25 protein-coding genes are annotated in these 23,261 nt (G+C 70.1%); 17 read left to right on the top strand and 8 right to left on the bottom strand.

Annotated features, from left to right (window positions below; genetic code table 11):
• The first annotated feature begins 322 nt into the window (after window positions 1-322).
• Window positions 323-1,888 carry an FG-GAP repeat domain-containing protein gene (locus ACZ8ZB_RS20200; RefSeq protein WP_470739087.1) on the top strand — a complete coding sequence of 522 codons (1,566 nt, stop codon included), beginning with the start codon at window positions 323-325 and terminating at the stop codon, window positions 1,886-1,888.
• 6 nt (window positions 1,889-1,894) lie between these two features.
• Here ACZ8ZB_RS20200 and ACZ8ZB_RS20195 read toward each other — a convergent pair whose 3' ends face one another.
• The 5 genes from ACZ8ZB_RS20195 to rpsL all read right to left on the bottom strand — a co-directional run bounded on the left by ACZ8ZB_RS20195 (window position 1,895) and on the right by rpsL (window position 7,377).
• Window positions 1,895-2,815: an RpnC/YadD family protein gene (locus ACZ8ZB_RS20195; protein ID WP_470739086.1), complete on the bottom strand. Its 921-nt coding sequence runs from the start codon at window positions 2,813-2,815 to the stop codon at window positions 1,895-1,897.
• Window positions 2,816-3,003: 188 nt separating this feature from the next.
• A complete protein-coding gene (tuf, locus tag ACZ8ZB_RS20190) occupies window positions 3,004-4,197 on the bottom strand; it encodes an elongation factor Tu (RefSeq protein ID WP_217128206.1) in 1,194 nt (397 codons plus the stop codon).
• A 169-nt stretch (window positions 4,198-4,366) separates the two neighbouring features.
• Entirely contained in the window at window positions 4,367-6,493 is a 2,127-nt protein-coding gene (gene fusA, locus ACZ8ZB_RS20185; RefSeq protein WP_470739085.1) for an elongation factor G, read from the bottom strand.
• Between the two features lie 39 nt (window positions 6,494-6,532).
• On the bottom strand, window positions 6,533-7,003 hold the full coding sequence (gene rpsG / locus ACZ8ZB_RS20180) for a 30S ribosomal protein S7 (RefSeq protein WP_003992340.1): 471 nt from the start codon (window positions 7,001-7,003) through the stop codon (window positions 6,533-6,535).
• 2 nt (window positions 7,004-7,005) lie between these two features.
• The gene (rpsL, locus tag ACZ8ZB_RS20175) at window positions 7,006-7,377 is read right to left on the bottom strand and encodes a 30S ribosomal protein S12 (protein ID WP_003948652.1); all 372 of its coding nucleotides are present in this window, start codon (window positions 7,375-7,377) and stop codon (window positions 7,006-7,008) included.
• A gap of 675 nt (window positions 7,378-8,052) precedes the next feature.
• Between rpsL and ACZ8ZB_RS20170 the strand changes: the two genes are divergently transcribed.
• Window positions 8,053-8,271 (top strand): hypothetical protein, encoded by a 219-nt coding sequence (locus ACZ8ZB_RS20170; RefSeq protein WP_470739084.1) that lies wholly within the window; start codon window positions 8,053-8,055, stop codon window positions 8,269-8,271.
• A gap of 93 nt (window positions 8,272-8,364) precedes the next feature.
• On the opposite strand, the gene ACZ8ZB_RS20165 is transcribed toward ACZ8ZB_RS20170, so the two are convergent.
• Complete coding sequence (locus ACZ8ZB_RS20165) at window positions 8,365-8,808, bottom strand: helix-turn-helix domain-containing protein (RefSeq protein WP_470739083.1); 444 nt, start codon at window positions 8,806-8,808, stop codon at window positions 8,365-8,367.
• Window positions 8,809-9,041: 233 nt separating this feature from the next.
• On the opposite strand from ACZ8ZB_RS20165, the gene ACZ8ZB_RS20160 reads away from it, so the two are divergent.
• From ACZ8ZB_RS20160 to ACZ8ZB_RS20130, 7 genes are all read left to right on the top strand, one after another.
• Window positions 9,042-9,416 (top strand): WhiB family transcriptional regulator, encoded by a 375-nt coding sequence (locus ACZ8ZB_RS20160; RefSeq protein WP_470739082.1) that lies wholly within the window; start codon window positions 9,042-9,044, stop codon window positions 9,414-9,416.
• Complete coding sequence (locus tag ACZ8ZB_RS20155) at window positions 9,409-10,185, top strand: hypothetical protein (RefSeq protein ID WP_470739081.1); 777 nt, start codon at window positions 9,409-9,411, stop codon at window positions 10,183-10,185. The genes ACZ8ZB_RS20160 and ACZ8ZB_RS20155 overlap by 8 nt, the downstream gene beginning before the upstream one ends.
• Complete coding sequence (locus ACZ8ZB_RS20150; RefSeq protein WP_470739080.1) at window positions 10,182-10,388, top strand: hypothetical protein; 207 nt, start codon at window positions 10,182-10,184, stop codon at window positions 10,386-10,388. Before ACZ8ZB_RS20155 ends, ACZ8ZB_RS20150 begins: the two co-directional genes overlap by 4 nt.
• Before the next feature lie 345 nt (window positions 10,389-10,733).
• Window positions 10,734-11,144, top strand: a complete 411-nt coding sequence (locus tag ACZ8ZB_RS20145; RefSeq protein WP_470739079.1) for a hypothetical protein — start codon at window positions 10,734-10,736, stop codon at window positions 11,142-11,144.
• A gap of 123 nt (window positions 11,145-11,267) precedes the next feature.
• Entirely contained in the window at window positions 11,268-11,882 is a 615-nt protein-coding gene (locus ACZ8ZB_RS20140; RefSeq protein WP_470739078.1) for a phage tail tube protein, read from the top strand.
• Window positions 11,883-11,971: 89 nt separating this feature from the next.
• Entirely contained in the window at window positions 11,972-12,262 is a 291-nt protein-coding gene (locus tag ACZ8ZB_RS20135) for a hypothetical protein (RefSeq protein ID WP_351995597.1), read from the top strand.
• A gap of 65 nt (window positions 12,263-12,327) precedes the next feature.
• On the top strand, window positions 12,328-12,657 hold the full coding sequence (locus ACZ8ZB_RS20130; protein WP_470739077.1) for a hypothetical protein: 330 nt from the start codon (window positions 12,328-12,330) through the stop codon (window positions 12,655-12,657).
• 6 nt (window positions 12,658-12,663) lie between these two features.
• On the opposite strand, the gene ACZ8ZB_RS20125 is transcribed toward ACZ8ZB_RS20130, so the two are convergent.
• Entirely contained in the window at window positions 12,664-13,383 is a 720-nt protein-coding gene (locus tag ACZ8ZB_RS20125) for a hypothetical protein (protein WP_470739076.1), read from the bottom strand.
• A 324-nt stretch (window positions 13,384-13,707) separates the two neighbouring features.
• On the opposite strand from ACZ8ZB_RS20125, the gene ACZ8ZB_RS20120 reads away from it, so the two are divergent.
• A complete protein-coding gene (locus ACZ8ZB_RS20120; RefSeq protein WP_470739075.1) occupies window positions 13,708-14,298 on the top strand; it encodes a hypothetical protein in 591 nt (196 codons plus the stop codon).
• 525 nt (window positions 14,299-14,823) lie between these two features.
• Here the strand turns inward: ACZ8ZB_RS20120 and ACZ8ZB_RS20115 are convergent.
• Complete coding sequence (locus ACZ8ZB_RS20115) at window positions 14,824-15,525, bottom strand: hypothetical protein (RefSeq protein WP_470739074.1); 702 nt, start codon at window positions 15,523-15,525, stop codon at window positions 14,824-14,826.
• Window positions 15,526-15,560: 35 nt separating this feature from the next.
• Here ACZ8ZB_RS20115 and ACZ8ZB_RS20110 point away from each other — a divergent pair, with 35 nt between their 5' ends.
• The 7 genes from ACZ8ZB_RS20110 (at window position 15,561) to ACZ8ZB_RS20080 (ending at window position 23,243) form a co-directional block, all read left to right on the top strand.
• Window positions 15,561-16,277: a hypothetical protein gene (locus ACZ8ZB_RS20110; RefSeq protein ID WP_470739073.1), complete on the top strand. Its 717-nt coding sequence runs from the start codon at window positions 15,561-15,563 to the stop codon at window positions 16,275-16,277.
• A gap of 330 nt (window positions 16,278-16,607) precedes the next feature.
• Window positions 16,608-17,807 (top strand): phage tail protein, encoded by a 1,200-nt coding sequence (locus ACZ8ZB_RS20105; protein WP_470739072.1) that lies wholly within the window; start codon window positions 16,608-16,610, stop codon window positions 17,805-17,807.
• Window positions 17,804-19,105, top strand: a complete 1,302-nt coding sequence (locus ACZ8ZB_RS20100; protein WP_470739071.1) for a tape-measure protein — start codon at window positions 17,804-17,806, stop codon at window positions 19,103-19,105. The genes ACZ8ZB_RS20105 and ACZ8ZB_RS20100 overlap by 4 nt, the downstream gene beginning before the upstream one ends.
• A gap of 56 nt (window positions 19,106-19,161) precedes the next feature.
• Window positions 19,162-20,106 carry a phage distal tail protein gene (locus ACZ8ZB_RS20095; protein WP_470739070.1) on the top strand — a complete coding sequence of 315 codons (945 nt, stop codon included), beginning with the start codon at window positions 19,162-19,164 and terminating at the stop codon, window positions 20,104-20,106.
• Between the two features lie 67 nt (window positions 20,107-20,173).
• Window positions 20,174-21,388 (top strand): hypothetical protein, encoded by a 1,215-nt coding sequence (locus ACZ8ZB_RS20090; RefSeq protein ID WP_470739069.1) that lies wholly within the window; start codon window positions 20,174-20,176, stop codon window positions 21,386-21,388.
• 7 nt (window positions 21,389-21,395) lie between these two features.
• Entirely contained in the window at window positions 21,396-22,502 is a 1,107-nt protein-coding gene (locus ACZ8ZB_RS20085) for a hypothetical protein (RefSeq protein WP_470739068.1), read from the top strand.
• A gap of 3 nt (window positions 22,503-22,505) precedes the next feature.
• The gene (locus ACZ8ZB_RS20080) at window positions 22,506-23,243 is read left to right on the top strand and encodes a hypothetical protein (protein WP_470739067.1); all 738 of its coding nucleotides are present in this window, start codon (window positions 22,506-22,508) and stop codon (window positions 23,241-23,243) included.
• Window positions 23,244-23,261 lie beyond the last annotated feature (18 nt).

Here is a 23,261-nt window from a genome sequence, read left to right as displayed (position 1 = left end):
AGACGCCGGTTCCACCGTGCCCATGACAACGGATATATAACGACATTCCTCGACATGCCCGCCCCTCACGAGCCGGTCACAGGCCCTCCCGGGGATCTACTGCCCCCACTGACCTGCGGAAAAACATTTCAGCCACGATCCGGGCGGCCGGTCGACCGCGCGGCCGACCGTGATCGATTCGAGATGATCACCGGGATAACCTGCGGCGTCATCACACGGACCGGTCACCCACCACAGCGGTCCGACCGCCCCGCACCGGGATCTCAGCAGCGGAATCCGGCCATGGGCGACCTCCGCACGGCCGCAGGGAAGTGAAGGGCTCATGGCCGAAGACAAGGCACGCACGGCACGCAGGCGCCGCCCGAAGGCATGGCAGGCGGCCGCCGCCCTGCTCGTCTGCGCGACGGCCGTGACCGCCACCGTCCTGACCGCCGGATCGACGGACGCGGCCGAGCCCTACGACTTCAACGGGGACGGCACACCGGACCTGGTCGTCGGCCTGCCCGACAACACCGTGGCCGGGCACGCACGGGCCGGCTCGGTCGTCATCGCCGACGGCACCCCGACGGGACCGGCGAGCACCTCCGTCCGCATCGACCAGGAGTCCCCCGGGGTGGGCGGCGCCGCAGAGGCCGACGACGGCTTCGGCCAGGCGGTCGCCAGTTGCGACTTCGACCGGGACGGCGACGCCGACCTGGCCGTGTCCTCCCCCTTCGAGGCCATCGGCACGACCGAGGGCGCCGGCATGCTGAGCGTGCACTACGGCGAGTCCGCCGGCCTCCACGGCGCGACGACCGAGACCTTCACCGAGGACACCACCGCCTACCCGGGCTCCGTCGGCTGGGACGAGGTCTTCACGTACTCGCTGGCCGCCGGGGACGTCAACGACGACGGGTACTGCGACCTGGCCGTCGGGCAGCCCCTCGACATGGCCGGCGACAAGCCGAACTCCGGAACCGTCAAGCTGATGTTCGGTACTCCCAGCGGCCTCAACGCCTCGGACACCGTCCAGCTCGACCAGTCCACGGCCGACGTGCCCGGTGCCCCGGAGTCCGAGGACCGCTTCGGCGAGAACATGGCCGTCGGGGACGTCAACGGTGACGGCATCGGCGATCTCGTCGTCGCCACGATCGGCGAGCAGATCTCCGGCAGTTCGGACCGCGGCTCCCTGCACGTCCTGTACGGCCCGATCGAGGACGCCCCGGCCTCCGGCGGTTATGTCGACGCAGGCAGCGTCACGGGCATCGGCGAGTTCGCGGGGAGCGCGCTGGCCGTGGGCCACTTCGACGACGACGAGTACGCGGACGTCGCCCTCGGTGTCTCGGACGAGGAGGTCGGCGCCAAGGGCGCCGCGGGCCGGCTGGCGGTCCTGTACGGCGGCCCGCAAGGGCTGTCGGCCAACAGCCGCATCAAGCTGTTCGACCAGGACTCACCGGGCGTCTCCGGCGCACCCGAGACGGAGGACTACTTCTCCTCGTCCCTCGCCGCCGGCGACTTCGACGGCGACGGCGTGGACGACCTGGTGGTCGGCATGCGCAGCGAGGCGATCGGCTCGGTGAAGGGGGCCGGGGCCTCGATGGTCCTCTTCGGCAACCCGACCGGCGGCATCACGACCAAGGGCGCCCTGTGGATCGACCAGGAGACGGCCGGAGTCCCCGGCACGGCCGGCGAGGGCGACCACTTCGGCTGGACCGTCGGCGCCCTGGACACCGACGGCAACGGCCGGGTGGAACCGCTGGTCGGCGCTCCGGGCAACGCCGCCGGCACCGTCACCGTCCTCAAGGTCAGGCCCGGAACCCTGGAGTCGGCCAAGGCCCTGGCGGAGGGGGACCTGGGCTTCGCGGCGGGCAGCGACGGCGACGCGTTCGGCATGGCGCTGCCCCACTGAGCCGGTTCAGTCTGCCGCGCCCTCGAAGACCTCGGCCGCCGACGTGGCGGTGATGGCCCGCGTGAACCAGACCTCCAGGACGTCGGGATCCCCGCAGCCGACGATGCGCTCCCGGTCGGCCGCGGTGACGTCGACACCTCGATGGCCCAGAAGGACCAGGATGTCCTTCGCCCGGCTCTCGGCCAGACCTTCCGCACGGCCTTCCTCACGGCCCGCCTCGCGCCCCTCGGCCCGAAGCTTCTGGGCGGTCTCCGACTGGAAGAAGGAGAGGTCGACGGCCATGAGGTGCCTCCAGATGTCCGCGGCCGGCGTCTTGCCGAGGCCTTGTTCCGTGAGCTCGATGAAGAAGACTGCGGTGTTCTCGTCGTGGACCGACAAGCCCTTCAGTGCCTTTGCCAGCGCAGCCAGTATGGCATCGGCCTCCGGGTCACGGCTGTGCAGCGCAGCCGACAGGACCGTGAGCGGGATGTCGCGAGCGGCGTCGTCGGGGCTGTCGATCACCGGTACGTCGTCGGGCCCCAGCACAAGGGGTCGCAAGCTGAGCGAGGGCCACTGCCGGGGACCGATGTCGAACTGCTGGGCCGCCCACGCGGCCGTCCCCCGGTCCGCGCAGACGACGAGGAGCACCGGCGGGACGCGGTACTTGGCGTACGCGTAGGAGAGGTAGGACGCCCAGCTCGCGGGCTTGCGCGGGTCCGGCTCGCTCTGCGACTCGACCGCGAGGAGGAAACTGCCCTCCTCGGTGTCCATCCGCAGCAGCGTGTCCACCCGGCGCTCCAGCGGCCGGGTCTCCGTGAGGTCGGTGGAGAGCTCGACCGACGAGACGGGAGGGGGGAAGGCGGCGCCGAGGTTTCTGGCGACGCGGGCGAAGAGGCCCGGGACCTCCTGGAAGATCCGGTGCAGGGCCTCATGGGATGAGCTGACCATGCGGCGAACCTACGGGCGTGACGGCATACGCCGCCTACATATGCGGCACCGTTCACACGACCGGGCGGCCCGACCGGCGCCGCGTTGACTCCCCGAAGCGCCGCGCGAACGAAAGGGCCCGCACGACCGAAGTCGTGCGGGCCCTCTCAGGTGCTCGCGGCAGGAGCTACCAGGTCAGATCAGCAAGCTCACTTGTTGATCTTGGTGACCTGGCCGGCGCCCACGGTCCGGCCACCCTCACGGATGGCGAACTTCAGGCCCTCCTCCATGGCGACGGGCTGGATGAGCTCCACCTTCATCTCGGTGTTGTCACCCGGCATGACCATCTCGGTGCCCTCGGGGAGGGTCACGACGCCGGTCACGTCCGTCGTACGGAAGTAGAACTGCGGGCGGTAGTTGTTGAAGAAGGGGGTGTGACGGCCACCCTCGTCCTTCGACAGGATGTAGGCCTGGGCCTCGAACTCGGTGTGCGGGGTGACCGAACCGGGCTTGATGATGACCTGGCCGCGCTCGACGTCCTCGCGCTTGATGCCGCGGAGCAGCAGACCGACGTTCTCACCGGCCTGGCCCTCGTCGAGGAGCTTGCGGAACATCTCGATGCCGGTGACCGTGGTGGTGGTCTTCTCCGGCTTGATGCCCACGATGTCGACGGTCTCGTTGACCTTGAGGACACCACGCTCGATGCGGCCGGTGACGACCGTACCGCGACCGGTGATGGTGAAGACGTCCTCGATCGGCATCAGGAACGGCTTGTCGACGTCACGCTCGGGCTGCGGGATGTTCTCGTCGACGGCCTTCATCAGCTCGAGGACGGTGTTGCCCCACTCCTTGTCGCCCTCGAGGGCCTTCAGGGCGGAGACCTTGACGACCGGCAGGTCGTCGCCCGGGAACTCGTACTCGGAGAGGAGCTCACGGACCTCGAGCTCGACGAGCTCCAGGATCTCCTCGTCGTCCACCATGTCGGCCTTGTTCAGGGCGACGACGATGTACGGGACGCCGACCTGGCGGGCCAGGAGCACGTGCTCCTTGGTCTGCGGCATCGGGCCGTCGGTGGCGGCGACCACGAGGATGGCGCCGTCCATCTGCGCCGCACCCGTGATCATGTTCTTGATGTAGTCCGCGTGACCGGGGCAGTCGACGTGGGCGTAGTGACGCGTCTCGGTCTGGTACTCGACGTGCGCGATGGAGATGGTGATACCGCGCTGGCGCTCTTCGGGAGCCTTGTCGATCTGGTCGAAGGCCGAGGCCTCGTTCAGGTCCGGGTACGCGTCGTGCAGCACCTTGGTAATGGCGGCCGTGAGGGTCGTCTTACCGTGGTCGATGTGACCGATGGTGCCGATGTTGACGTGCGGCTTAGTCCGCTCGAACTTCGCCTTCGCCACGGGGGTCCTCCTGAGAGTGGTTCTGGTACGCCTTACTCATCGGCGCCAGGTGATCTTTGCTGGGAAACCCGGACCCGGGACATTCCGCCGGGTTGGCGGCGGAATGCCCACGTGCAGGCTCCGGGGTCAAGCCTAAAGCGTGTGAACGGGGTCCGTTGAACGGAGTCCCTTACTCGCCCTTGGCCTTCGCGATGATCTCCTCGGCGACGTTCCGCGGAACCTCGGCGTAGGAGTCGAACTGCATGGAGTAGCTGGCACGGCCGGACGTCTTGCTGCGCAGGTCGCCGACGTAGCCGAACATCTCCGAGAGGGGCACGAGACCCTTCACGACGCGGGCACCGGCCCGCTCCTCCATGGCCTGGATCTGGCCACGGCGGGAGTTGATGTCGCCGATGACCTCACCCATGTAGTCCTCGGGCGTGGTGACCTCGACGGCCATCATCGGCTCCAGGAGCACGGGCGAAGCCTTGCGCGCGGCCTCCTTGAAGGCCTGCGAACCGGCGATCTTGAACGCGAGTTCGGAGGAGTCGACCTCGTGGTAGCCACCGTCGATGAGCGTGACGCGGACGCCCGTCATCTCGTAGCCGGCCAGGATGCCGAACTGCATGGCCTCCTGCGCACCGGCGTCCACCGAAGGGATGTACTCCTTCGGGATGCGGCCACCGGTGACCTTGTTCACGAACTCGTACGAGGCGTCGCCGCCCTCGATCGGCTCGATCGCGATCTGCACCTTGGCGAACTGACCGGTACCACCGGTCTGCTTCTTGTGGGTGTAGTCCACGCGCTCGACGGCCTTGCGGATCGTCTCGCGGTAGGCGACCTGGGGCTTGCCGACGTTGGCCTCGACCTTGAACTCACGGCGCATGCGGTCGACCAGCACCTCGAGGTGCAGCTCGCCCATGCCGCCGATGATGGTCTGGCCCGTCTCCTCGTCCGAGTGGACCTGGAAGGACGGGTCCTCCTCGGCCAGACGCTGGATCGCGACGCCCAGCTTCTCCTGGTCGCCCTTCGACTTGGGCTCGATGGCGACCTGGATGACCGGCGCCGGGAAGTCCATGGACTCCAGGATGACCGGGTTCTTGTCGTCGGACAGCGTCTCACCGGTGGTGGTCTGCTTCAGGCCCATGACGGCGACGATGTCGCCGGCGCCCACCGACTCGATCTCCTCACGCTTGTTGGCGTGCATGCGGTAGATCTTGCCGATGCGCTCCTTCTTGCCCTTGACGGAGTTCAGCACGGCGGTGCCGGACTCCAGGCGGCCCGAGTAGACCCGGACGAAGGTGAGCTTGCCGAGGTGCGGGTCGCTCATGATCTTGAAGGCGAGCGCGGCGAGCGGCTCGTCCTCGGACGGCTTGCGCTTGACGACGGTCTCGGCGTCCTTCGGGTCGTGGCCCTCGATGGCCTCGACGTCGAGGGGGGTCGGCAGGTAGCGCACGACCGCGTCGAGCAGGGGCTGGACGCCCTTGTTCTTGAACGCGGTGCCGCAGAACACCGGGGTGACCGTGGTGTCGCTGGACTTGCCGGAGGCGATGGTGATGCGACGGATCGCGGCGTACAGCTGCTCCTCGGTGGGCTCCTGGCCCTCCAGGTACAGCTCCATGATCTCTTCGTCGTTCTCGGCGACGGCCTCGACCAGCTTGCCGCGCCACTCCTCGGCCGGACCCTGGAGCTCGGCCGGGACGTCGAGGACGTCGTACATCTCGCCCTTGGCGGCCTCGGCGGAGTAGACCAGGGCCTTCATGCGGACCAGGTCCACGACGCCCTTGAAGTCGGCCTCGGCACCGATCGGGAGCTGCATGACCAGCGGCTGGGCGCCCAGGCGGTCCGAGATCATCTCCACGCAGCGGTGGAAGTCGGCGCCGGTACGGTCCAGCTTGTTGACGAAGCAGATGCGCGGGACGCCGTAACGGTCGGCCTGACGCCACACCGTCTCGGACTGGGGCTCGACACCGGCGACACCGTCGAACACGGTCACGGCACCGTCGAGCACACGCAGGGAACGCTCCACCTCGACGGTGAAGTCGACGTGCCCGGGGGTGTCGATGATGTTGATCGTGTAGTCGTTGTCCTCGAGCGGCCAGTGACAGGTGGTGGCAGCGGACGTGATCGTGATGCCACGCTCCTGCTCCTGCTCCATCCAGTCCATGGTGGCGGCGCCGTCGTGGACCTCACCGATCTTGTACGACACACCGGTGTAGAACAGGATCCGCTCGGTGGTGGTCGTCTTGCCCGCGTCGATGTGGGCCATGATCCCGATGTTGCGGACCTTGGCCAGGTCAAGTGAAGTGGTAGCCATAAGGCTTCAGTCTTCTCTCGGTCTCGATGTGGGTAGCGACTACCAGCGGTAGTGCGCGAAGGCCTTGTTGGACTCGGCCATCTTGTGCGTGTCCTCGCGCTTCTTCACAGCGGCGCCGAGGCCGTTGGAGGCGTCGAGAAGCTCGTTGAGCAGACGCTCGGTCATGGTCTTCTCGCGACGGGCGCGGGAGTAACCGACCAGCCAGCGCAGCGCGAGCGTGTTGGCGCGACCGGGCTTGACCTCGATCGGGACCTGGTACGTCGCACCACCGACACGGCGGGACTTGACCTCGAGGGTCGGCTTGATGTTCTCCAGCGCGCGCTTCAGCGTGATGATCGGGTCGTTGCCCGTCTTCTCACGCAGACCCTCCATGGCGCCGTAGACGATGCGCTCGGCGGTGGAGCGCTTGCCGTTCAGCAGCACCTTGTTGATCAGGGAGGTCACCAGAGGAGAACCGTAGACCGGGTCGATGATGACCGGGCGCTTCGGGGCGGGGCCCTTACGAGGCATTCTTACTTCTCCTTCTTGGCGCCGTAACGGCTGCGAGCCTGCTTGCGGTTCTTGACACCCTGGGTGTCGAGCGAACCGCGGATGATCTTGTAGCGAACACCCGGCAGGTCCTTCACACGGCCGCCGCGCACGAGCACGATGGAGTGCTCCTGCAGGTTGTGTCCCTCACCCGGAATGTAGGCCGTGACCTCGATGCCGCTGGTCAGACGCACACGCGCGACCTTACGCAGGGCCGAGTTCGGCTTCTTCGGGGTGGTCGTGAACACACGCGTGCAGACGCCACGACGCTGAGGGGAACCCTCGAGTGCGGGCGTCTTGTTCTTCTCGACCTTGTCCTGCCGGCCCTTGCGGACCAGCTGCTGGATCGTAGGCACTACTTCTCCGGTTTCTGTGTGCCGAATGGTGAAGCTAACCTGGAACGTCACCGACCCACGCGGTCGGGTGTGTCGAATCCCGCGGCCTTCCGCCGCACGACGGAAGGAACGTGTGGATTGCGGTGGCCGTTCATCGGCCCCCGGTGCGGTGTGATGGCACGCACGAAGACCAGGGCACACCCCAGGCACAAGGTCTGAGCGTACCTACCGCATACGCCGTGGTCAAAACAAATGCCCCGGGGCCGTGCGAGGGCGTCGGACGCCCGCCGTCCGCCGCCCCGGACGGCGGTCCGCCCCGCCGCGGCCGGCACGCGCCGCGCCCGCCGGGAGGACCGGAGCCGCGGGGGCGGCGGCCGCCCGGGCGGGACGACGCGGTCGCCCGGGAGCGCCGGCGCGAGGCCCGGGAGAGAGCGGTGCGAACGCACGGCCCGAACCCGGCACGGCCTCCGTCCGGCCGGACGCACCGGAAGCCGCACCCGCCGGGGCGCCTGACATCGGGTCAGTTCGGTGTGCCCGACCGCACATTGTCTGTTTTCGCAGGTCCGCGGCGCCACGCTCGACAAACCTCCGTCATGGCTTCAAGATTGCCCGTACACTCATTCGAACAGACATTCGAACTACACCAGAGGGACCCGCACCGCCAGTTGGCGCACACCGGAAAGCAGGCAGACAGACATGGCGAGTGGCACCAGTGACGCCCCGAAGCAGCCGACCGACACCTACGCCCGCCTCGCGCACCTCCTGCCCGGCCCCATGCCCCACCGCGAGGCGCTGCTCGACCGGCTGTACAAGGAAGTCCTGAGCCACGAGTCGCACGCCTACGCCGCGGGCTGGACCGACGCCATGGCCTCGATGAGGCAGGCCCGCAAGGCCGACGCGGGGGCGCACGCGTAGGGGCGTCCACCCGATCGGGTGAACGCCCCTGCCCCTGCTCCCTCGCTCCGCCGCCCCCGTCGATCACGTCACCCCCGTCGTCCGCCGCCCGGGTCACTCCCGGGCCGCGGCGGGGCCGTCCGCACCGGCCGTCTCGGCGGCCGGCCCCGGTTCCACGAACTGGGTCACCACCTTGACGAACACCTCCAGCCGCTCGTCGGGCACGCCCAGCCAGTGGGCGAAGTCCTCGACGGTCGGCTGCCAGTCCGGCGGCGGCGCCAGGTCCGCGGAGACCGGCAGTTCCTCCGGCGTGACCCGGCCGGAGCGGATGAGCATCTCCCGGACCGGCACACCGAGGACACGGGCCAGCCCGCGCATCGTCTCCAGGTCGGGCATGCTCTGCCGCTGCAGCAGGCGGGTGACCGCCGCGCGGTGCACGCCGGCCTCGTCCGCGATCCGCGTCCTGCCGCCGCCCCGCGGGCTGTCGATGTCGTAGCCGCGCTCCCGCAGCAGCCCCTCGACCCAGCCCGCGAAGGCGTCCAGGCTCTGGTTGGCCATCCTCGTTCCTCCCACTCCCACTCCTCCGCCTGCGCAGAGCATAGCGTGCTTGCTCGCAAGAAATGCGTGCAGCCGTGCACGCACGCTATGGAGGCGGAAGAGGCTCCACGGGCGCGGCGGGGTGAGAAACTTCCGCTCTTTTTGTTGCGCGCCCGCACGCAACCTGACACAGTGGCCCTCCTCCGACCCCGTCGGCACAGGACCGGCACAGGATCGGCACCCAGGAGTCCTCCATGCCCGCAACCGCGACCAGCGTCCGCCCCGTCATGTCGCCCACCGTCCCGGCCACGGCAGCCGCCCGCCGCTTCGACCCGTACCGGCCGCCGGACCTGCCGGACCCGCCCGAGCCGGAAGCCTGGCGGGCCGCCGCCGCCTGCGCCGGCCTCGCGCCCGAACTGGTGTTCACCCGCCGCCTGGCGGACGCCGCACCCGCCCTGCGGGCCTGCGCCGCCTGCCCCGTGCGCGCCGAGTGCGAGGCCGCCGTGGCCCCGGCCGAGAGCTGGTTCGACGGCGTCTGCGCCGGCCGCCTGTGGCGCAACGGCCGCCCCGCGGCCGACCTCATGGACCTCGACCACCTCCAGCACCGCACCGGGAGCAACCGTGGCTGACCGCCCCTCCTCCGACGCCGCCCTCTGGATCTCGGCCCTGCTCAGCCACTTCCCGGAGCTGTCCGAGGAGCTCGCTCCCGGCCGGCCCGGGAGCGCCCCGGCACCGGGCCGCGGGCCGTCCGGCCCGCACCACGACGCGCTGCTCCGCGAGGAACGCCGGGAGGCCCTGCTGACGCAGCGGCTCCACGGCGTGACCGCCCCCGGTCACAGCGCCGCCCCGATCCGCCTGCACGTATCGGACGCCATCCGCGACATCACCGACGGCGTGGTCGAGCTGGAGGAGGCCGTCCACGCCCGGCTCGGCCTCCCCCGCCCCCGCCGCGCCCGGGTGCCCGAGCGGCTGCGCAGGATCGGCGCCCTGCTCGACAGGATCGGCGAGGACCAGGACCTCGCCGGTCACGTCACCGCCGAGACCCGCCGGATGGCCCGCCGCTGCGCCCGCGCGCTCGGCGACGTCGAGACCCCGGTCCGCGTCGCCGGGCGGTGCCCGTGGTGCGACTCGGTCTCCCTGCGGGCCCTGCCGGACAGCCGTACGGCGCTCTGCGTCAACCCCGCCTGCCGCTGCGCCGACACCACGTGCGGCTGCCACGACGATCCGGCCTACCGGCACGTGTGGCCGGAGGCCGAGTGGAAGGTCCTGGCCGACGCCTCGGGCTGCGACCCGGCGGAGCTCGAGGCCGCGGTGTCCGCTCCCCCGTCCGTCCCGTCCCACGCCGCCGTCCCGTCCCACGCCGCCGGCCCGTCCGCGCCGCGAGGAGCCCGCCGATGACCGCCCTCCCCGCCATGCCCACCCTCGTCCCCGGCCCCGTCGCGGCCCGGGAGGTCGGTGTCGCGCCGGCCACCATCCGCAAGTGGGTCCAGCTCGGCCACCTCACCGCGGCCGGCAAGGCCGGCCGGGCCCTGCTCTTCCGCCTGGAGGACGTCTTCGCGGCCGAGCGGGCGGTACGACGCGCCGGACGATCCGCCGGCTGACGGCGCTCCCCACGCACCCGGCGCGGGCCCTGACGCGGGTGGCCGGACTCCCTCCCCGGGAGTCCGGCCACCCGCGTCTTCGGCGTGCCGGGAGCACCGCGGCCGGGCCCGCGACAGGTCCGCCGAGCCCGCGCGCGACCGCCCCCACGCCAATTAGTTGCGCGCGCGCACGCTCTCTGTCACAGTTGGTGCAGCGGCGGAGCTGTGCCCCCGGCCGGGGCGCGGGTCCGCCGCCCGTCGTCGGGTGGTGTCCGCGCCCCTCTCCCTCCCGCCCCGCGGGCACCGCCCGACAGGCCCGGCTCCTCCTTCCGCCCGTCTCCCTCCGCCAGTCCCGAGGAGAACGTCATGTCCACGCCTCCCCCGAGTTCCTTTCCCGACGTCGAGGAGCTGGTCGCCGAAGTCCTCGCGGACGACCCGGCCCTGTCGACGGCGCTGGTCGCCGTCGAGCCGCCGCCGGAGTTCGACGGCACCCAGCCGGCCGTCCTGGTCAACCGGCGCGGCGGCGCCTGGACCGGCGACCTGCACGTCGACATGCCGCTGATCGAGCTGGAGGTCTACGGCCCCACCAAGGCCCAGGCCCACGTACTGGCCAACTCCGCCCGCCGGACGCTGCTGGCCCTGATGGACCAGCGGCTCGGCGGCAACTACGTCAGCGACGTCGAGGAGATGGACGGCCCGCGCTGGCTGCCCGACTACCTCTACCGCGCGGCCAACCGCTACGTGAGCGTCACGCGCCTCTCCATCGACGTCCACTGACGTCCGCGGCCCCGGCCGCCCCCGAACGAGGCCTCCGCCTTCCCGGCGGGGGCCTTCGCCATGCCCGGCCCTCCCCGGGAGTGGCACGCACCCACTCACCCCGTCCCAAGGAGAAACACCACCATGGCAGGACGCAACGCCTCCGAGATCCGCATCGCCGGCACCGGCCGTCTCTACGTCGCCGACGCCGACACCGTGCTCCCGGCCTTCGGCACCGGCGAGGCCGAGACCGAATGGACCGGCTGGAAGGACCTCGGCTACACCACCTCCGACGGCGTCACCTTCGGCAAGAAGGACAAGCTGGAGCCGATCGACGCCTGGCAGGCGGTCAGCCCGGTCCACTTCGTCTACTCGGACCGTGAGCTGACGCTGAAGTTCTCCCTGCTCCAGTTCAACGAGGACACGCTCCCGTTCTTCATGGGCGGCGGCGCGGTGAAGCCGGTGACCGGGTCCACCGACGTCTTCGAGTACAACCTCGCCGACTACGCCCAGGCCGACCCCCGCGCCCTGGCCCTGGAGTTCAACGACATCAAGGCGGACGGCACCGCCGACGGCGTCAACACCAAGGTCACCTACCGCATCTACATCCCGCGCGGCCAGGTCACCGCGTCCGACGACATCAAGCTCGGCCGCAAGGCCGCGGCCCAGCTGGGCATCACCTTCACCGCGATGTCCAGCGGCGACGACCAGCCGCTGGCGAAGTTCCTGATGCAGGACAACTCCTACGCCGCCGCCTGACCCGCCCCGGGGGTGGACCGCCCACCGGGCGGCCCACCCCCGGCCCGTTCCGCCCCCCTCTTCACCACCACCAAGGAGTACGACCCGCCATGGCCCGTTTCGACGTCAACGCCGCCCGCGCCCAGCGCCTGGAAGCCCTCGGCCGCACCTGGTCCTTCGACCTGGACGAGGACACCTTCACCCTCCCGACCGAGCTCTCCCGGGCCACCGCGCGCGCCCTGCGCCGGCTCGACGACAACGACGTCGACGGCCTGCTCAAGCTCCTGATGGGCGAGCAGCAGTTCGCCCGCTTCGAGAAGCACGAGGTGACCATGCAGGACATCGGCGCCATCCTCGAGGCGTACGGCAAGGAGACGGGGATGGGCCTGGGGGAAGGCTGAGCCTCGACGCGTTCGTCGAAGAACACGCCGAGGCCCTCGAAGCCGACCTGCTGCGCCACTACGGCGTGGACCTGCTCGACTGGCACCGCGAGGAGCTGTCGTCGCGGCGGCTGCTGGTGCTGATCCGGCACCTGCCGCCGGACGCCTCGCTCAACCGTGAACTGCACGGGGAGGCCGCCGAGTGGTCGGTCACCGACTACCTGCTCGCGGCAGCCGTCGACCACCTGGCGGTCGCCAACTGGATGTTCGCCAGTGTGAACACCGGGGAGGACGACGACCCCCCGGAGCCTCCGCAGCCGGTGCCGCGGCCCGGGGAACCGACGGCCGGGTCCGCCCCGGCCGAGGACGCCCCGGGTCTGCCCACCCCCGCGGAACTGGCCGGCTTCTTCGCCTGACCCCGGTCAGCGGCCGTCGTCCTGCTTCACCACGGGGGCCCACTCCTGCAGCTCGTCCACCAGAGCCCTGGCCCGCTCCGACAGGCGGGGCTCGCCGCGTCCCTGGGCGCCGGCCGTGCCGGTGTCCGCCGCGGAAGCGGGGGCCGTTTCGTCGTCGGCCCGGTGGTGCTGCTCCCGCTGCTCCTCCGGTGCCGCCGCCGGCCCGGCCGGCGGCGTCCTGGGCACGGGCACCGCTCCTCCCAGGACCCGCCGGGCGGCACGCGCCACCCGCCGCTCCCGTTCCGCGAGCTCCTCCTCCAGCTCGGAGGAGCTCGGGGGGCGACGCTCGTCGAACCGTTCCTGCTCGCTCACGACGCGCTCCTCGGCCGCCACCACCCTGGGCGGCGGCGCCAGGAGGTCCGCGAAAGGAAGCGGGATCACGGCGGCGCCCTCTTCGGAGGTGCCCGACCTGCGCAGCGGGGCCCCGCCGCGGCGCGCCCCCGTGCCGACGGCCTGGCCCTTCGCGTAGGCGTCGGCGATGCGGCGCTCGTACTCGCGCCGGACGGCGGGGAGGTCGGTGCGCATGGCCTCCGCCCAGCCGGCGGAGAAGGCCGCCGTCTCCCTGCGGTCGACCTCGGACCGGGGCATCACCACGAGCTCGTCGGGATCGAAGCCGTCCCGCAGCACCAGCTCGGAGACCCGCGCGATCAGATGGGGCAGATCCGGCGAGATCACCAGCCAGTCCACCGCCCGGTCCTCCCGACCGCCCCCCACCCGCCTCGCCACCGCCGGACCGCCCTCCCACCCCATGCCCCGCCCTGGCTCCCCGACCCCGCGGAACTCGCCGAATGACTCTCAGCGTACCTCGCTGACACACAGTCACCTCGGCGGGAGCACACGCCACAGGGGTCCGCCCGACCGCTGCGGAGTCCGGTGTCCGACGCTCCCGGACTCGGTATTGATCTGCTGCGGAACAACCACACGCGTCCCCGGCAACTCGGAGGAGGAACGGTCAGCCGGCGTCGGAGCGCAGAAGAAGAACCGGGGCAACGCATTCCTGCTAGCCTCCGCATGCTGTTTTCGATCAGCAAGGAGGGAACGATGAACTTCCCGGGCTTTCCGGTCACCGGCTGGAAGACAAGGACGATTCCGGTCGCCCGACGAGCGGGAACTCCGGCAGTCCTCGTGTTGCGATCTCGGGGACCTATGACCAGCTTTTCCGTAACCCCGGTCATGGACACACCGGCCATAAAAGAGCGCGGCGGCCACCTTTTCGACTCCTTCGGCACCGATCCCCACATGTTCGTACTGCCCACCCGATACACACATGTGGAGATAGCGCGACCCAAGCGCGAGGCTGGAAACGGTATCGCACGATGGACGCTCGATCGGGTGGCCGTCGAGGACCTCCGAGTCCTGGACAAGAGCGTCACAGGAGTAGGGTCCGAGGTATTCGCATGGCGGAACGCACAGGGCTGCTTTCGGTTCGACTTCAACCATAAGGATGCCCATCGAACCACAAAGATCAACTTCTACGCCCTTTCTGACGGAGAGGAGAGTCTGACGGATATCGAAGGACACACGCGTGGCACCGCCACGGTCCCGGAACCCGGCTTCGTCAGGATCCAGTCCTCCGGAACATGGCGCATCGACCTCACATGAGCTGAGCTCATCGCGGACTGCAGGAAGGCCCCCACGCTGCACCGTGGGGGCCTTGCCGTTTGCCCGGTCGAGTGCGTGAGGTGTGGCTGATCGCGTTCATCCGAGTGGTCCGGGGTGCGGCCAGGACGCCCGCCGCGACGACGATCACGATTGCTGTCGCGGGAGGCGCCGGCCACGTCCGCCGCGCGGGTCCGGGTCAGGCGCACCGCGTCGGGCAGCGGCTGCGGGGACGGGGTACGGGCCAGTCGTTCCAGGCCCGGCTGCACGGGAGAGGACGAGAGCGCAGGCACGCTCTTCGGTTGTGATCACGTGAACTCGACACTTCCCTGATCAACGAGGTCGTGCCCGTGCCCGCACGCTGGCCTTGTCCGAACCGGCATGCCCGGCCGTCACCGGCAGACTCACCCGGCCCGCAGCCCCGCCATGCCCCGGAAGGCTGTCGAAAAGGGCATTGCCGCACACGTTTCTCCGCTCAGAGGCGATCCGGACAGCAGTAGTCAGCCCATCCGCCCGACTCGAGCACATTCAGGAAACAGCGACGATGAAAAACAACCCGACCAGCACCCCGCCAACCAAAGCTGCGCACGATTCAATGACGAACAGAGCCCAGTGGATTTTCTCCTGACGCGCCTCGGGCACCAGTCTTCCGTTCCGTATACGCCTGGAACCCACGCCTCTTGACCGCGCGATCCGCTTTCGCTCGCGCTTCGACCGAGGCAGGTCTTCGAGCACCCAGAATGTTACTTTCACCCACCCCCTTATCCCATCCTCGCGCAGGCCTGTGAAGAACCCTCTGACCAGTACCACGAACACCCAGAGCGGAAGAATCGCTATCGAGCCGGCCAGCACGGCCCAAGCGACGCTTTCCGCGGTGACCGCATTCCATACGAAGGCCAGCCCGATGCCCGCCGTTCCATAAAGCAGAGAAAACCCGCTGAACACCTTCGCAGGCCCCGACCATCCGGCGCTCCTGTCCAGGAGGCCGAAAACCAGGACGCCGATGATGAAGGCCGGAGCCCCGAGGCCGAGCAGCGCCGACCCCTCTTCGCAGACGCCGGCCATCCGGTCACCGCAGTTCGCCAGGTCCCCCACCCGGCTGAACAACTCAATAAGGAGCGTTACCCCGCAAAACTGGAAAAACACTCCGACAACCACAAAAAGATGACGGAGCGGTAACGTACCGCCCGAGCCATTCACCGTCGCACCCACATCGATCGAGTCATTCACTCGGCTGACGATATCAGAGGACGGCGAGGACCACGATGAGCAGCCCCGAAGAACAGATAAAACAACTCAGGGAGGACCTGGCCGCACAGAATTCGCGGCTCACGGCTCAGATACAGACGAAGCTCGACAAGGAAAAGCTCTCCTTCCTCGTCAAGGAGGACGAGAAGAAGAAGGAGAAGCAGAAGACTTTCGAGGCCTCCCTGAAGGAAATGATCTCCACCGAGGTCGAGAAAGCCGGAAAGTCGACCTGGAACCCTGACAAGCGACCCTTCAAAACCCCGGAATTCATGGGGCTCGTGACCGCACTGACTGCGGCCGCAGTGGCCGGCACCCTGGCCTCCATCGGGCTCACCATCATCAAGTATGACTTCACGTTGGTCGACTTGACGGAGAAGGTGAACCGCAATGTCCTGCGCTGGGCGAACCACCTAACAAAACGCAAAGAGTGGGACAAGCAGTTCCGCACCAGCCAGCACAACGCGGAACTGGAACTCAACCGCCGTTTCCACGACCTCGATCATCGGTTGTCCCGCCGGATAAAAGAGGTTGTGAAGAAGCTGAACAAGAGGATCGACGGTCTGGACAAGCGGGTCGCCGACAACACTCGCGCCCGGGCAGACACGAGGAACGCCCAGGAACGGGTCAGAACCGTCGCCGCCTCGCCCGGAACCATCCCCTCCACACGTGCTGCCGCAGCCGAACTCAACGAGTTGCACACGAGAATCGATCAGTTGGTCGCCGCTCTCGGGTGATGCGGGCGGATTACGCTGCCCTGCCGATGACAGGTCATCGCAGACATCACCGTCTGGAGGCATGAATTCCGCTGATCGCTCCACTGAAAAAGTGACCCTCCACTCCAGAGGAATTCAAAAGAAAACCCTCCAGCGCCTCCGGAACCGGTATCGGGAAATCAGATGCGGCGGATCGCCGGACAGCGTCGGCCAGTCGACAGATCAGCTACTCCGGTCGCCCCCGCCGCCACTGCTTGTCCTGCCTTCCACTCTGTTTGACCATGCGCTGCGGGTCGGCGCCCCAAAACTCCCCAGACCCCGTTCCGGCCCGCCACACCCCAGGAGAAACGCATGTCGCTGGTCACTTCCCTGAAAAGGGGATCCTCCGCCCTCCAGGACTTCAAGAGCAAAGCCTCCGGCGCCTCGACGGCCGTCAGGAACGTCGGGACCGCCGGCCAGCAGAGCTCGTCCAGGATCAAGTCCTTCAAGACCGCCGTACAAGGTGCCGAAAAAGAACTCAAGGACCTCAAGACCGCCTCCGACAAGGCCGAGAAGTCGATCGCCAAGGCCGGCCGGGCCGGGAGCACCGCCGGCAAGAACCTCGGCGCCTACCAGAAGGGCGCCACCAAGGCCGCCAAGGGCCAGGACAAGCTGAACAAGTCGATGAAGGGCAACATCTTCACGCGGCTTCTCGGCATGCTGATGCCGCTGGTCGAGAAGGTCGTCGCGATGGCGGCCCAGTCGAAGACCATGCAGAACGTGATGAAGAAGGCCTTCACCGCCGTCCGCACCGTGATCAGCGCGGTGATGAAGGCGATCGGCCCCATCATGAAGAAGGCCGCCGCCCTCATCAAGAGCGTCTGGAACGGCATCAAGAAATCCGTCTCGACCGTCGTCAAGGCCGTCTCCAGCGTCGTCAAGAAGACCTTCAACGCCATCAGGTCGGCCATCACCACCGTGCTGAACGCCGTCAGGAACGTGGTCCGCAGCGTCTGGAACGGCGTCAAGTCGGCCATCATGCCGGTGGTCAACTGGGTCCGGACGGCGATCCCCCAGGCGTTCCAGACCGTGAGGAACAAGATGTCCAGCGCCTGGAACGGGCTCAAGGACATCGCCGGAAGGGCCTTCAACAGGGTCAAGGGCGCCGTCAGGGGCCCGATCAACGGCGTGATCGACCTGATCAACTCGATGATCCGCAAGGTCAACGGCATCAAGGTCAGCGTGCCCGGCTGGGTGCCGCTCGTCGGCGGCAAGACCTTCGGCGTCAGCCTGCCCACCATCCCCCGTCTCGCCGAGGGCGGCGTCGTCCGGCCCCGCGCCGGAGGTGTGCCGGCGATCCTCGCCGAGGCCGGTGAGGCCGAGGCCGTCCTGCCGCTGTCCAAGCTGAACCGCCTGCTGTCCTACACCGCCCGCCAGAGCCGTGCCCAGGCGCTCAACGCCGGGACCGGCGCGGCGGCCGGCTTCCAGATCGAGAACTACTACGAGGCGCCGTCGGCCGACCTGGAGGACACCGCCCGTGCCCTCTACTTCCTGGCGAAGGCACGCGGATGAGCGCCGCGGCCCTCTCCGCCTCCCCCGCCCTCCGGATCCAGCGGCTCCTGCGGGGGGTCGCCCCGGCGGTCGGAGACTTCCGCAGCCGGGTCGGCCAGGTGTCGGGGGCACTGAAGTCGCTGGTCACCGGTGTGCGAAGGGCGGCCGGCCAGGCGGGCGGCCTGGCCCCGGCGGCCCGGCAGGCGCAGACCGCGCTGTCGAGGATGAAGAACGGGGCCACCGCGAGCGCCCGCACCGTGCAGGCACTCGGCCGCGGCGCCACCACCGCCACCGCCGGCGTGAAGCGGATCACCGCACCCGCGAAGAAGGGCAGGGCCGGCCTGGCCGGGCTCGCCCTGGGCGCGAGCGGTCTCCTGACGATGGCGGTCGACATGAGCACCATCGGCGGCACCCTCGGTACGGCGCTGACCGCCTTCGGCGCGGCCGCCGTCGTCGGCGGCATCGTGATGACCGCGATGAACACCGTCGCGAAGGGCAATCCGCTCGGGCTGGCCCTCGCCGTCCTCGTGCCCGTCCTCGCCCACCTCCTGGAACTCGCCCTGAGTTCCGAGACGGGGCAGCGGGTCATGAAGCAGGTCTTCGCCAGGGTGCGGGAGACCTTCCGGTCGGTCGTCACGTTCCTCACGCCGCTGATGAAACTCGTCGGCAAGGCGGTCGGCACGTACTTCACCGGCTACCTGACCCTGATCACCACCGTGCTGACCGTCGTCGGCCCCGGTGTCCGCAAGGGGTTCGAAGCGGCCCGGTCCGCCGTGAACGGCGCGCTCGCCCCGCTGCGGAGCATCGCCTCGCGTGCCCTCGGCGGGGTGCGGGCCGCGGTGGACGGCGTCCGGCGGTGGTTCACCGGCACCCTGCCGAAGGCCTACACCCGGGTGAAGAACGCCCTGGACGACTCCCTCCGGGGCATCGGCGGCTTCGTCGGCACCGGCCTGCAGACCGCGCTCGGCGTGATCAAGGGACCGCTCAACGGCCTGATCGCCTTCGCCAACTGGATCATCGAGGGCCTGAACGACCTCGGCGGCGAGTTCCTCGGCAAGAAGTTCGGCGTCCACCTCGACAAGATCCCCATGCTCGCCGAGGGCGGCGTGGTCGATCCGTCCGGATCCGGCACCCCGGCCTCGCACGTCCGTCCGCTGTCGTCACTGGACCGGCTCCGTCCGGCCGAGGCGTCTGCCGCCGGCGCCCGGCGCCCGGCGGACCCGTCCCGGCTGCACACCTACGTCGCCCCGGACGGCCACGGTCCGCTCGCCGTCGCCGCCGACCTGCTCTTCCTGCACCGCACCGCGTGTGCCGCCTGAGGGCGGCCGCGCCCTCCCCGCCCCGAGCACCGACCCCGTGGAGGTGACGGCCCGTCATGGCCGAAACAGCGTTCCTCACCGGCCCGCCCCTCGCCAGACCCGGCTCACTGATCACCCGCGACGGGCAGATCCAGTGGGCCGGCCTGCTGATGGGTCCGGGCACCCCGTACCAGATCGACCGCAGCGGCGTCACCGGCTGGGAGGACCTGCCCGCCCTCGACACCGGTGACATCGCCCGCCCCGACCAGCACGGCGCCTGGCCGGGTGCCCGCTGGGCGCAGCCCAGGATCGTCGAGGCGTCCGTCTGGCTGCTGCCGCCGGCGGCGGCCGGACTCTCCGCCCACGACGCCACCGCCGGCTTCCGGGCGGCGACCGGAGCCGAGGGCGGCGAGCAGTGGCTGACCGTCCGCCTGCACGGCGAGGCCCTCGCCCTGAAGGCGCGGGTCAGCCGCCGCGTCGTGCCCAACGACCGCTCCTTCGCCCGGGACGGCATAGCCAGGGCCACCGTCCAGTGGACGGCGACCGACCCCCGGCGCTACAGCGTCGAGGAGCACAGCGCGGAGGCCAGGCTTCCGCGCACCGAGGACGGACTGGTGTGGCAGGGCGAGCAGGGGCTCGGCCTGGCCTTCCCCCTCGACTGGGGCAGCACGGGCGGCGCCGGCGCGTTCACCGTCCTCAACGCGGGATCGGCCGCCACCCGTCCCGTGATCGAGTTCCGCGGGCCGCTCCGCCGTCCCGCCCTGACCCGGCTGAGCGACGGGCGGCGGCTCCAGTACGACATCGCGCTCGGACCGCAGGACGTCCTCACCGTGGACACCGAGACCGGCACGGTCCTGCTGAACGGCACGGCCTCCCGGCTCTACACCGCCACCTCGGCCTCCTCACCGGAACAGCTGTTCCACCTCGAGCCGGGCCGCACCCCGCTGGTCTTCCGCTCCGACGACCTGGAGCCGGACCCGGACGCCTCGGTCACCGTCCGCTGGCGCGACGCCCACTGGTGACCGGCCCGCGTCCGCCCGCTCGCCCCAGCCCACCCGACATCCCCACGGCACCCTTCAGGAGGACGACATGCCCGTGCGCAGCGCATGGCTGATCAACCGCACCGAGACCGAGTCCGGCCAGTCCAGGACCGACACCCGTCTCGCCCCTCTCGGCACCATGGCCCCGACCGACGGCCTGAGCACCCTTTCCGGCATCGTCCCCGGCTCGCCGGGCGGCGAGTTCCGCATGTCCGGCCTCTACGTGTTCGGTGAGAACGCCGGCATGACGGCCACGGTGGCCCCGGGCCGGGCCGTCATCCAGGGCTCCGAGGCGGCCGGCGCCTATCCGGTGGTCCTGACCGACTACACGACGGTCACCTTCGCGGACGGCGACGCCGCCAACCCGCGCATCGACCTGGTGGTGCTGCGGGTCTACGACGCCCAGTTCGACAGCGGCAACGGCCGTACCGAGGCGGTCCTGGAGGTGGTCCAGGGCGAGCCGTCCGGCACCCCGCAGCCGCCCGCCCTCCCCCCGACCTCGCTGCCGCTGGCCCAGGTGGAGGTCCCGGCGGGCGCCTCCGTCGGCAACGAGGCCATCCACTGGGACACCGCGGTGGACGATCTGCGGGAGGCCACCGTCGCGGTCGGCGGCATCCTGCCGGAGACCCACAACCGTGAGATCGCGGGCGGCTACCCGGGCCAGTACCGGGACACCGGCGCCCAGCTGCAGCGCTGGGACGGCTCCCGCTGGACGGTCTACCCCCGCCACGTCGGCGGCATCGCCCCGCAGGACGCGCTGGCCACCGGCGAGTACGCCGGCCAGTACCGCGACGAGGGCGGACGCCTGCAGCGCTGGGACGGCCAGGGGTGGCGCCCGGCGGTCGCGGTGCCGCCGACCGCGTTCGCGTACGACAACGACGGCGGCTACTCCGCCGTCACCACCTGGACGGAGTCCCTGGAGCCCGGCTCCACCGCGGCGCCGAAGGTCACGGCGTCGTTCACCGCCCCGGTGTCCGGCGCGGTCCTGGTGACACTCGGCTTCCTCGGCAACACGGGGGTGGACGGTCAGACGGCCCGGATGTCCCTGACCGTCCGCAAGAACGGCTCCGTGCTGGTCGAACCGCACGAGACCCGCTCGGCGGTGACCACCAGCAACCGGGCGTCGAGCGTGTCCCACACGTTCAAGATCACCGGCCTGGAGCCCGGCGCCGCGCACCACGCGACCCTGACCTACCAGTCGTCGGCGTCCTCCAGCCGGAACTGGTACGACTCCCGTTTCCTGCGCATCGACCCGTGGCTGTGAGGCCGCGGTGAACGAGTCCTCCCTCACCCCCGTCTACCGGGCGCTCTTCTGCGATCTGCGCACCGACCAGATCGTGGACGTGCTGCCCCTGACGGACGCCAAGTTCGACGACTACATCGGCAAGGCCGGATCGCTCACCGCGACCGTCCCGCTCCCGGAGGCGGCCCTCGCCGCCCGGGCGCGGGCGGCCCTCCGGCCGGGCCGCACCGCGGTGTGGCTGGAGCGCGGCGGCGACATCTGGTGGGGCGGAGTGCTGTGGACCATCACTCCGGCCTGCGACGAACAGGGCCGGGTCACCGTGCAGTTCCAGGCGGGCACCTTCGACTCGTACCTGGACCACCGCATCCTCTCCCGCGGCCTGGCCGACACCGCGACCGACCAGTTCGACATCGCCCGGGCCCTGGTCCGGCACATGCAGGACCAGCCGGGCGGCGACATCGGCATCACGCTGGGCAACGAGATGTCGGGAGTACGGCGCGACTACGCGTACCCCTACTCGGCACTCGGCCGGGTCCGGGAACTCCTGGACAAGCTGGCGCAGCTCACCGACGGCTTCGAGTGGCGGATCCACTGCTTCCGCGACGCCCGCAACCGCCGGGTGAAGCGGCTGCAGCTCGGCTCCCCGCGGATCGTCGCCGGCCAGTCCGACCTGGTGGTGACCCACCCCGGCCAGGTCGTCACCTACAGCCTGCCCACGGACTCCACCGTGCAGGCCAATGTGTGGGTGGCACGCGGCGAGGCCGCCGGCACCGACCAGACGAAGGAGTCCGAGCCGCTGACCGTGGCGGAGACCGCGCCGGCGGCACTGGCCGACGGCTGGCCCCGGCTGGAGCAGACCTCCGACCACAGCGGTGTCACCGACGAGGCGACCCTGCGCTCGCTGGCCCGCGCCGAACTCACCCGGCAGAGCAGGCCGGAGACGATCCCGGAGATCACCGTCACGCTCGACGGGACCATCACCCCCGCCCTGCTGGGCGCCGTCGTCCGGCTGCGCATCCACGACCTGTGGCACGCCAAAGGGCTCGACCGGCCCTACCGGATCGTCGGGCTCGCGGTGAACCCGCCGCAACGCACCAAGCCCGAGACGGCCACGCTCTACCTGGAAGAGGTGTGACGGATGGCGATCATCCCGCTCGACCTGCTCGACCGCATCCGCGCCCTGGAACGCCAGGTCCGCGAGCTGATGGGCAGCGCCAACACCAGCCCCGCCCGCAACCAGGTCAGCGACGGCGAGATCGTCATCGGTGACGGCGGCCGCCTGCGGGTGCGGACCCCGGCCGGTGAGGACCTGCTCTACCTGGGGCGGGTCGCACCGGACCGGGACGGGAACACGCCCCAGCAGGGTCTGGTGGTCCGCCGCGACGACGGCTCGCTCGCCCTCACCGTGTGGACCGCCAGCCCCGACACACTGCCGGTGCAGTCGGTGCGGATCCTGGACCGGCGCGGCAACGTCGTCGTCGCGGACGACTCCGTCCACCGGGGTCTCGCCCGCCCGTACATCCCGTACCCCCTGCCCGGTCCCGCCGCCGCCGCCCGGTGGGAGTCGACCGGCTCCACCGAGTGGACCACGCTCTACCGCGGCCCCGGCATCGTGCAGCACCCGCGGCTGCACTGCCGGATCGCCCTCGAGGGCCCGGCCGGCGCGGAGGTACGGCTCCTGGTGAACGGCGTCCAGGCGGGCCCGGCGGGCTCCGCCACCGCCGAGGACGGCACCCCCGTCGACGAATTCCTGTTGGTCGACGAGGTCACCGTGGACTTCGACGCACCCGTCGTCTTCGAGGTCCAGGCACGGGTGGCCGCCACCGGCGACACCGTCCGCTGCCGCCCCCTCGCCCTGTACGGCGTCCAGTCCTGACCCACCGCCCCGCCCCGG

It is taken from the genome of Streptomyces sp. 12E (assembly GCF_055633275.1).
This window is presented reverse-complemented; position numbering and strand designations above follow the sequence as displayed.

Excerpts from the sequence above, each read along its gene's own strand:
- ACZ8ZB_RS20095 (WP_470739070.1), top strand. The coding sequence starts at position 19,162 with ATGGCCGAAACAGCGTTCCTCACCGGCCCGCCCCTCGCCAGACCCGGC.
- ACZ8ZB_RS20090 (WP_470739069.1), top strand. The coding sequence starts at position 20,174 with ATGCCCGTGCGCAGCGCATGGCTGATCAACCGCACCGAGACCGAGTCC.
- ACZ8ZB_RS20170 (WP_470739084.1), top strand. The coding sequence starts at position 8,053 with ATGGCGAGTGGCACCAGTGACGCCCCGAAGCAGCCGACCGACACCTAC.
- ACZ8ZB_RS20150 (WP_470739080.1), top strand. The coding sequence starts at position 10,182 with ATGACCGCCCTCCCCGCCATGCCCACCCTCGTCCCCGGCCCCGTCGCG.
- ACZ8ZB_RS20165 (WP_470739083.1), bottom strand. The coding sequence starts at position 8,808 with ATGGCCAACCAGAGCCTGGACGCCTTCGCGGGCTGGGTCGAGGGGCTG.
- ACZ8ZB_RS20080 (WP_470739067.1), top strand. The coding sequence starts at position 22,506 with ATGGCGATCATCCCGCTCGACCTGCTCGACCGCATCCGCGCCCTGGAA.
- ACZ8ZB_RS20110 (WP_470739073.1), top strand. The coding sequence starts at position 15,561 with ATGAGCAGCCCCGAAGAACAGATAAAACAACTCAGGGAGGACCTGGCC.
- ACZ8ZB_RS20195 (WP_470739086.1), bottom strand. The coding sequence starts at position 2,815 with ATGGTCAGCTCATCCCATGAGGCCCTGCACCGGATCTTCCAGGAGGTC.
- ACZ8ZB_RS20100 (WP_470739071.1), top strand. The coding sequence starts at position 17,804 with ATGAGCGCCGCGGCCCTCTCCGCCTCCCCCGCCCTCCGGATCCAGCGG.
- ACZ8ZB_RS20120 (WP_470739075.1), top strand. The coding sequence starts at position 13,708 with ATGCTGTTTTCGATCAGCAAGGAGGGAACGATGAACTTCCCGGGCTTT.
- ACZ8ZB_RS20145 (WP_470739079.1), top strand. The coding sequence starts at position 10,734 with ATGTCCACGCCTCCCCCGAGTTCCTTTCCCGACGTCGAGGAGCTGGTC.
- ACZ8ZB_RS20140 (WP_470739078.1), top strand. The coding sequence starts at position 11,268 with ATGGCAGGACGCAACGCCTCCGAGATCCGCATCGCCGGCACCGGCCGT.
- ACZ8ZB_RS20105 (WP_470739072.1), top strand. The coding sequence starts at position 16,608 with ATGTCGCTGGTCACTTCCCTGAAAAGGGGATCCTCCGCCCTCCAGGAC.
- rpsG (WP_003992340.1), bottom strand. The coding sequence starts at position 7,003 with ATGCCTCGTAAGGGCCCCGCCCCGAAGCGCCCGGTCATCATCGACCCG.
- fusA (WP_470739085.1), bottom strand. The coding sequence starts at position 6,493 with ATGGCTACCACTTCACTTGACCTGGCCAAGGTCCGCAACATCGGGATC.
- ACZ8ZB_RS20160 (WP_470739082.1), top strand. The coding sequence starts at position 9,042 with ATGCCCGCAACCGCGACCAGCGTCCGCCCCGTCATGTCGCCCACCGTC.
- ACZ8ZB_RS20135 (WP_351995597.1), top strand. The coding sequence starts at position 11,972 with ATGGCCCGTTTCGACGTCAACGCCGCCCGCGCCCAGCGCCTGGAAGCC.
- ACZ8ZB_RS20200 (WP_470739087.1), top strand. The coding sequence starts at position 323 with ATGGCCGAAGACAAGGCACGCACGGCACGCAGGCGCCGCCCGAAGGCA.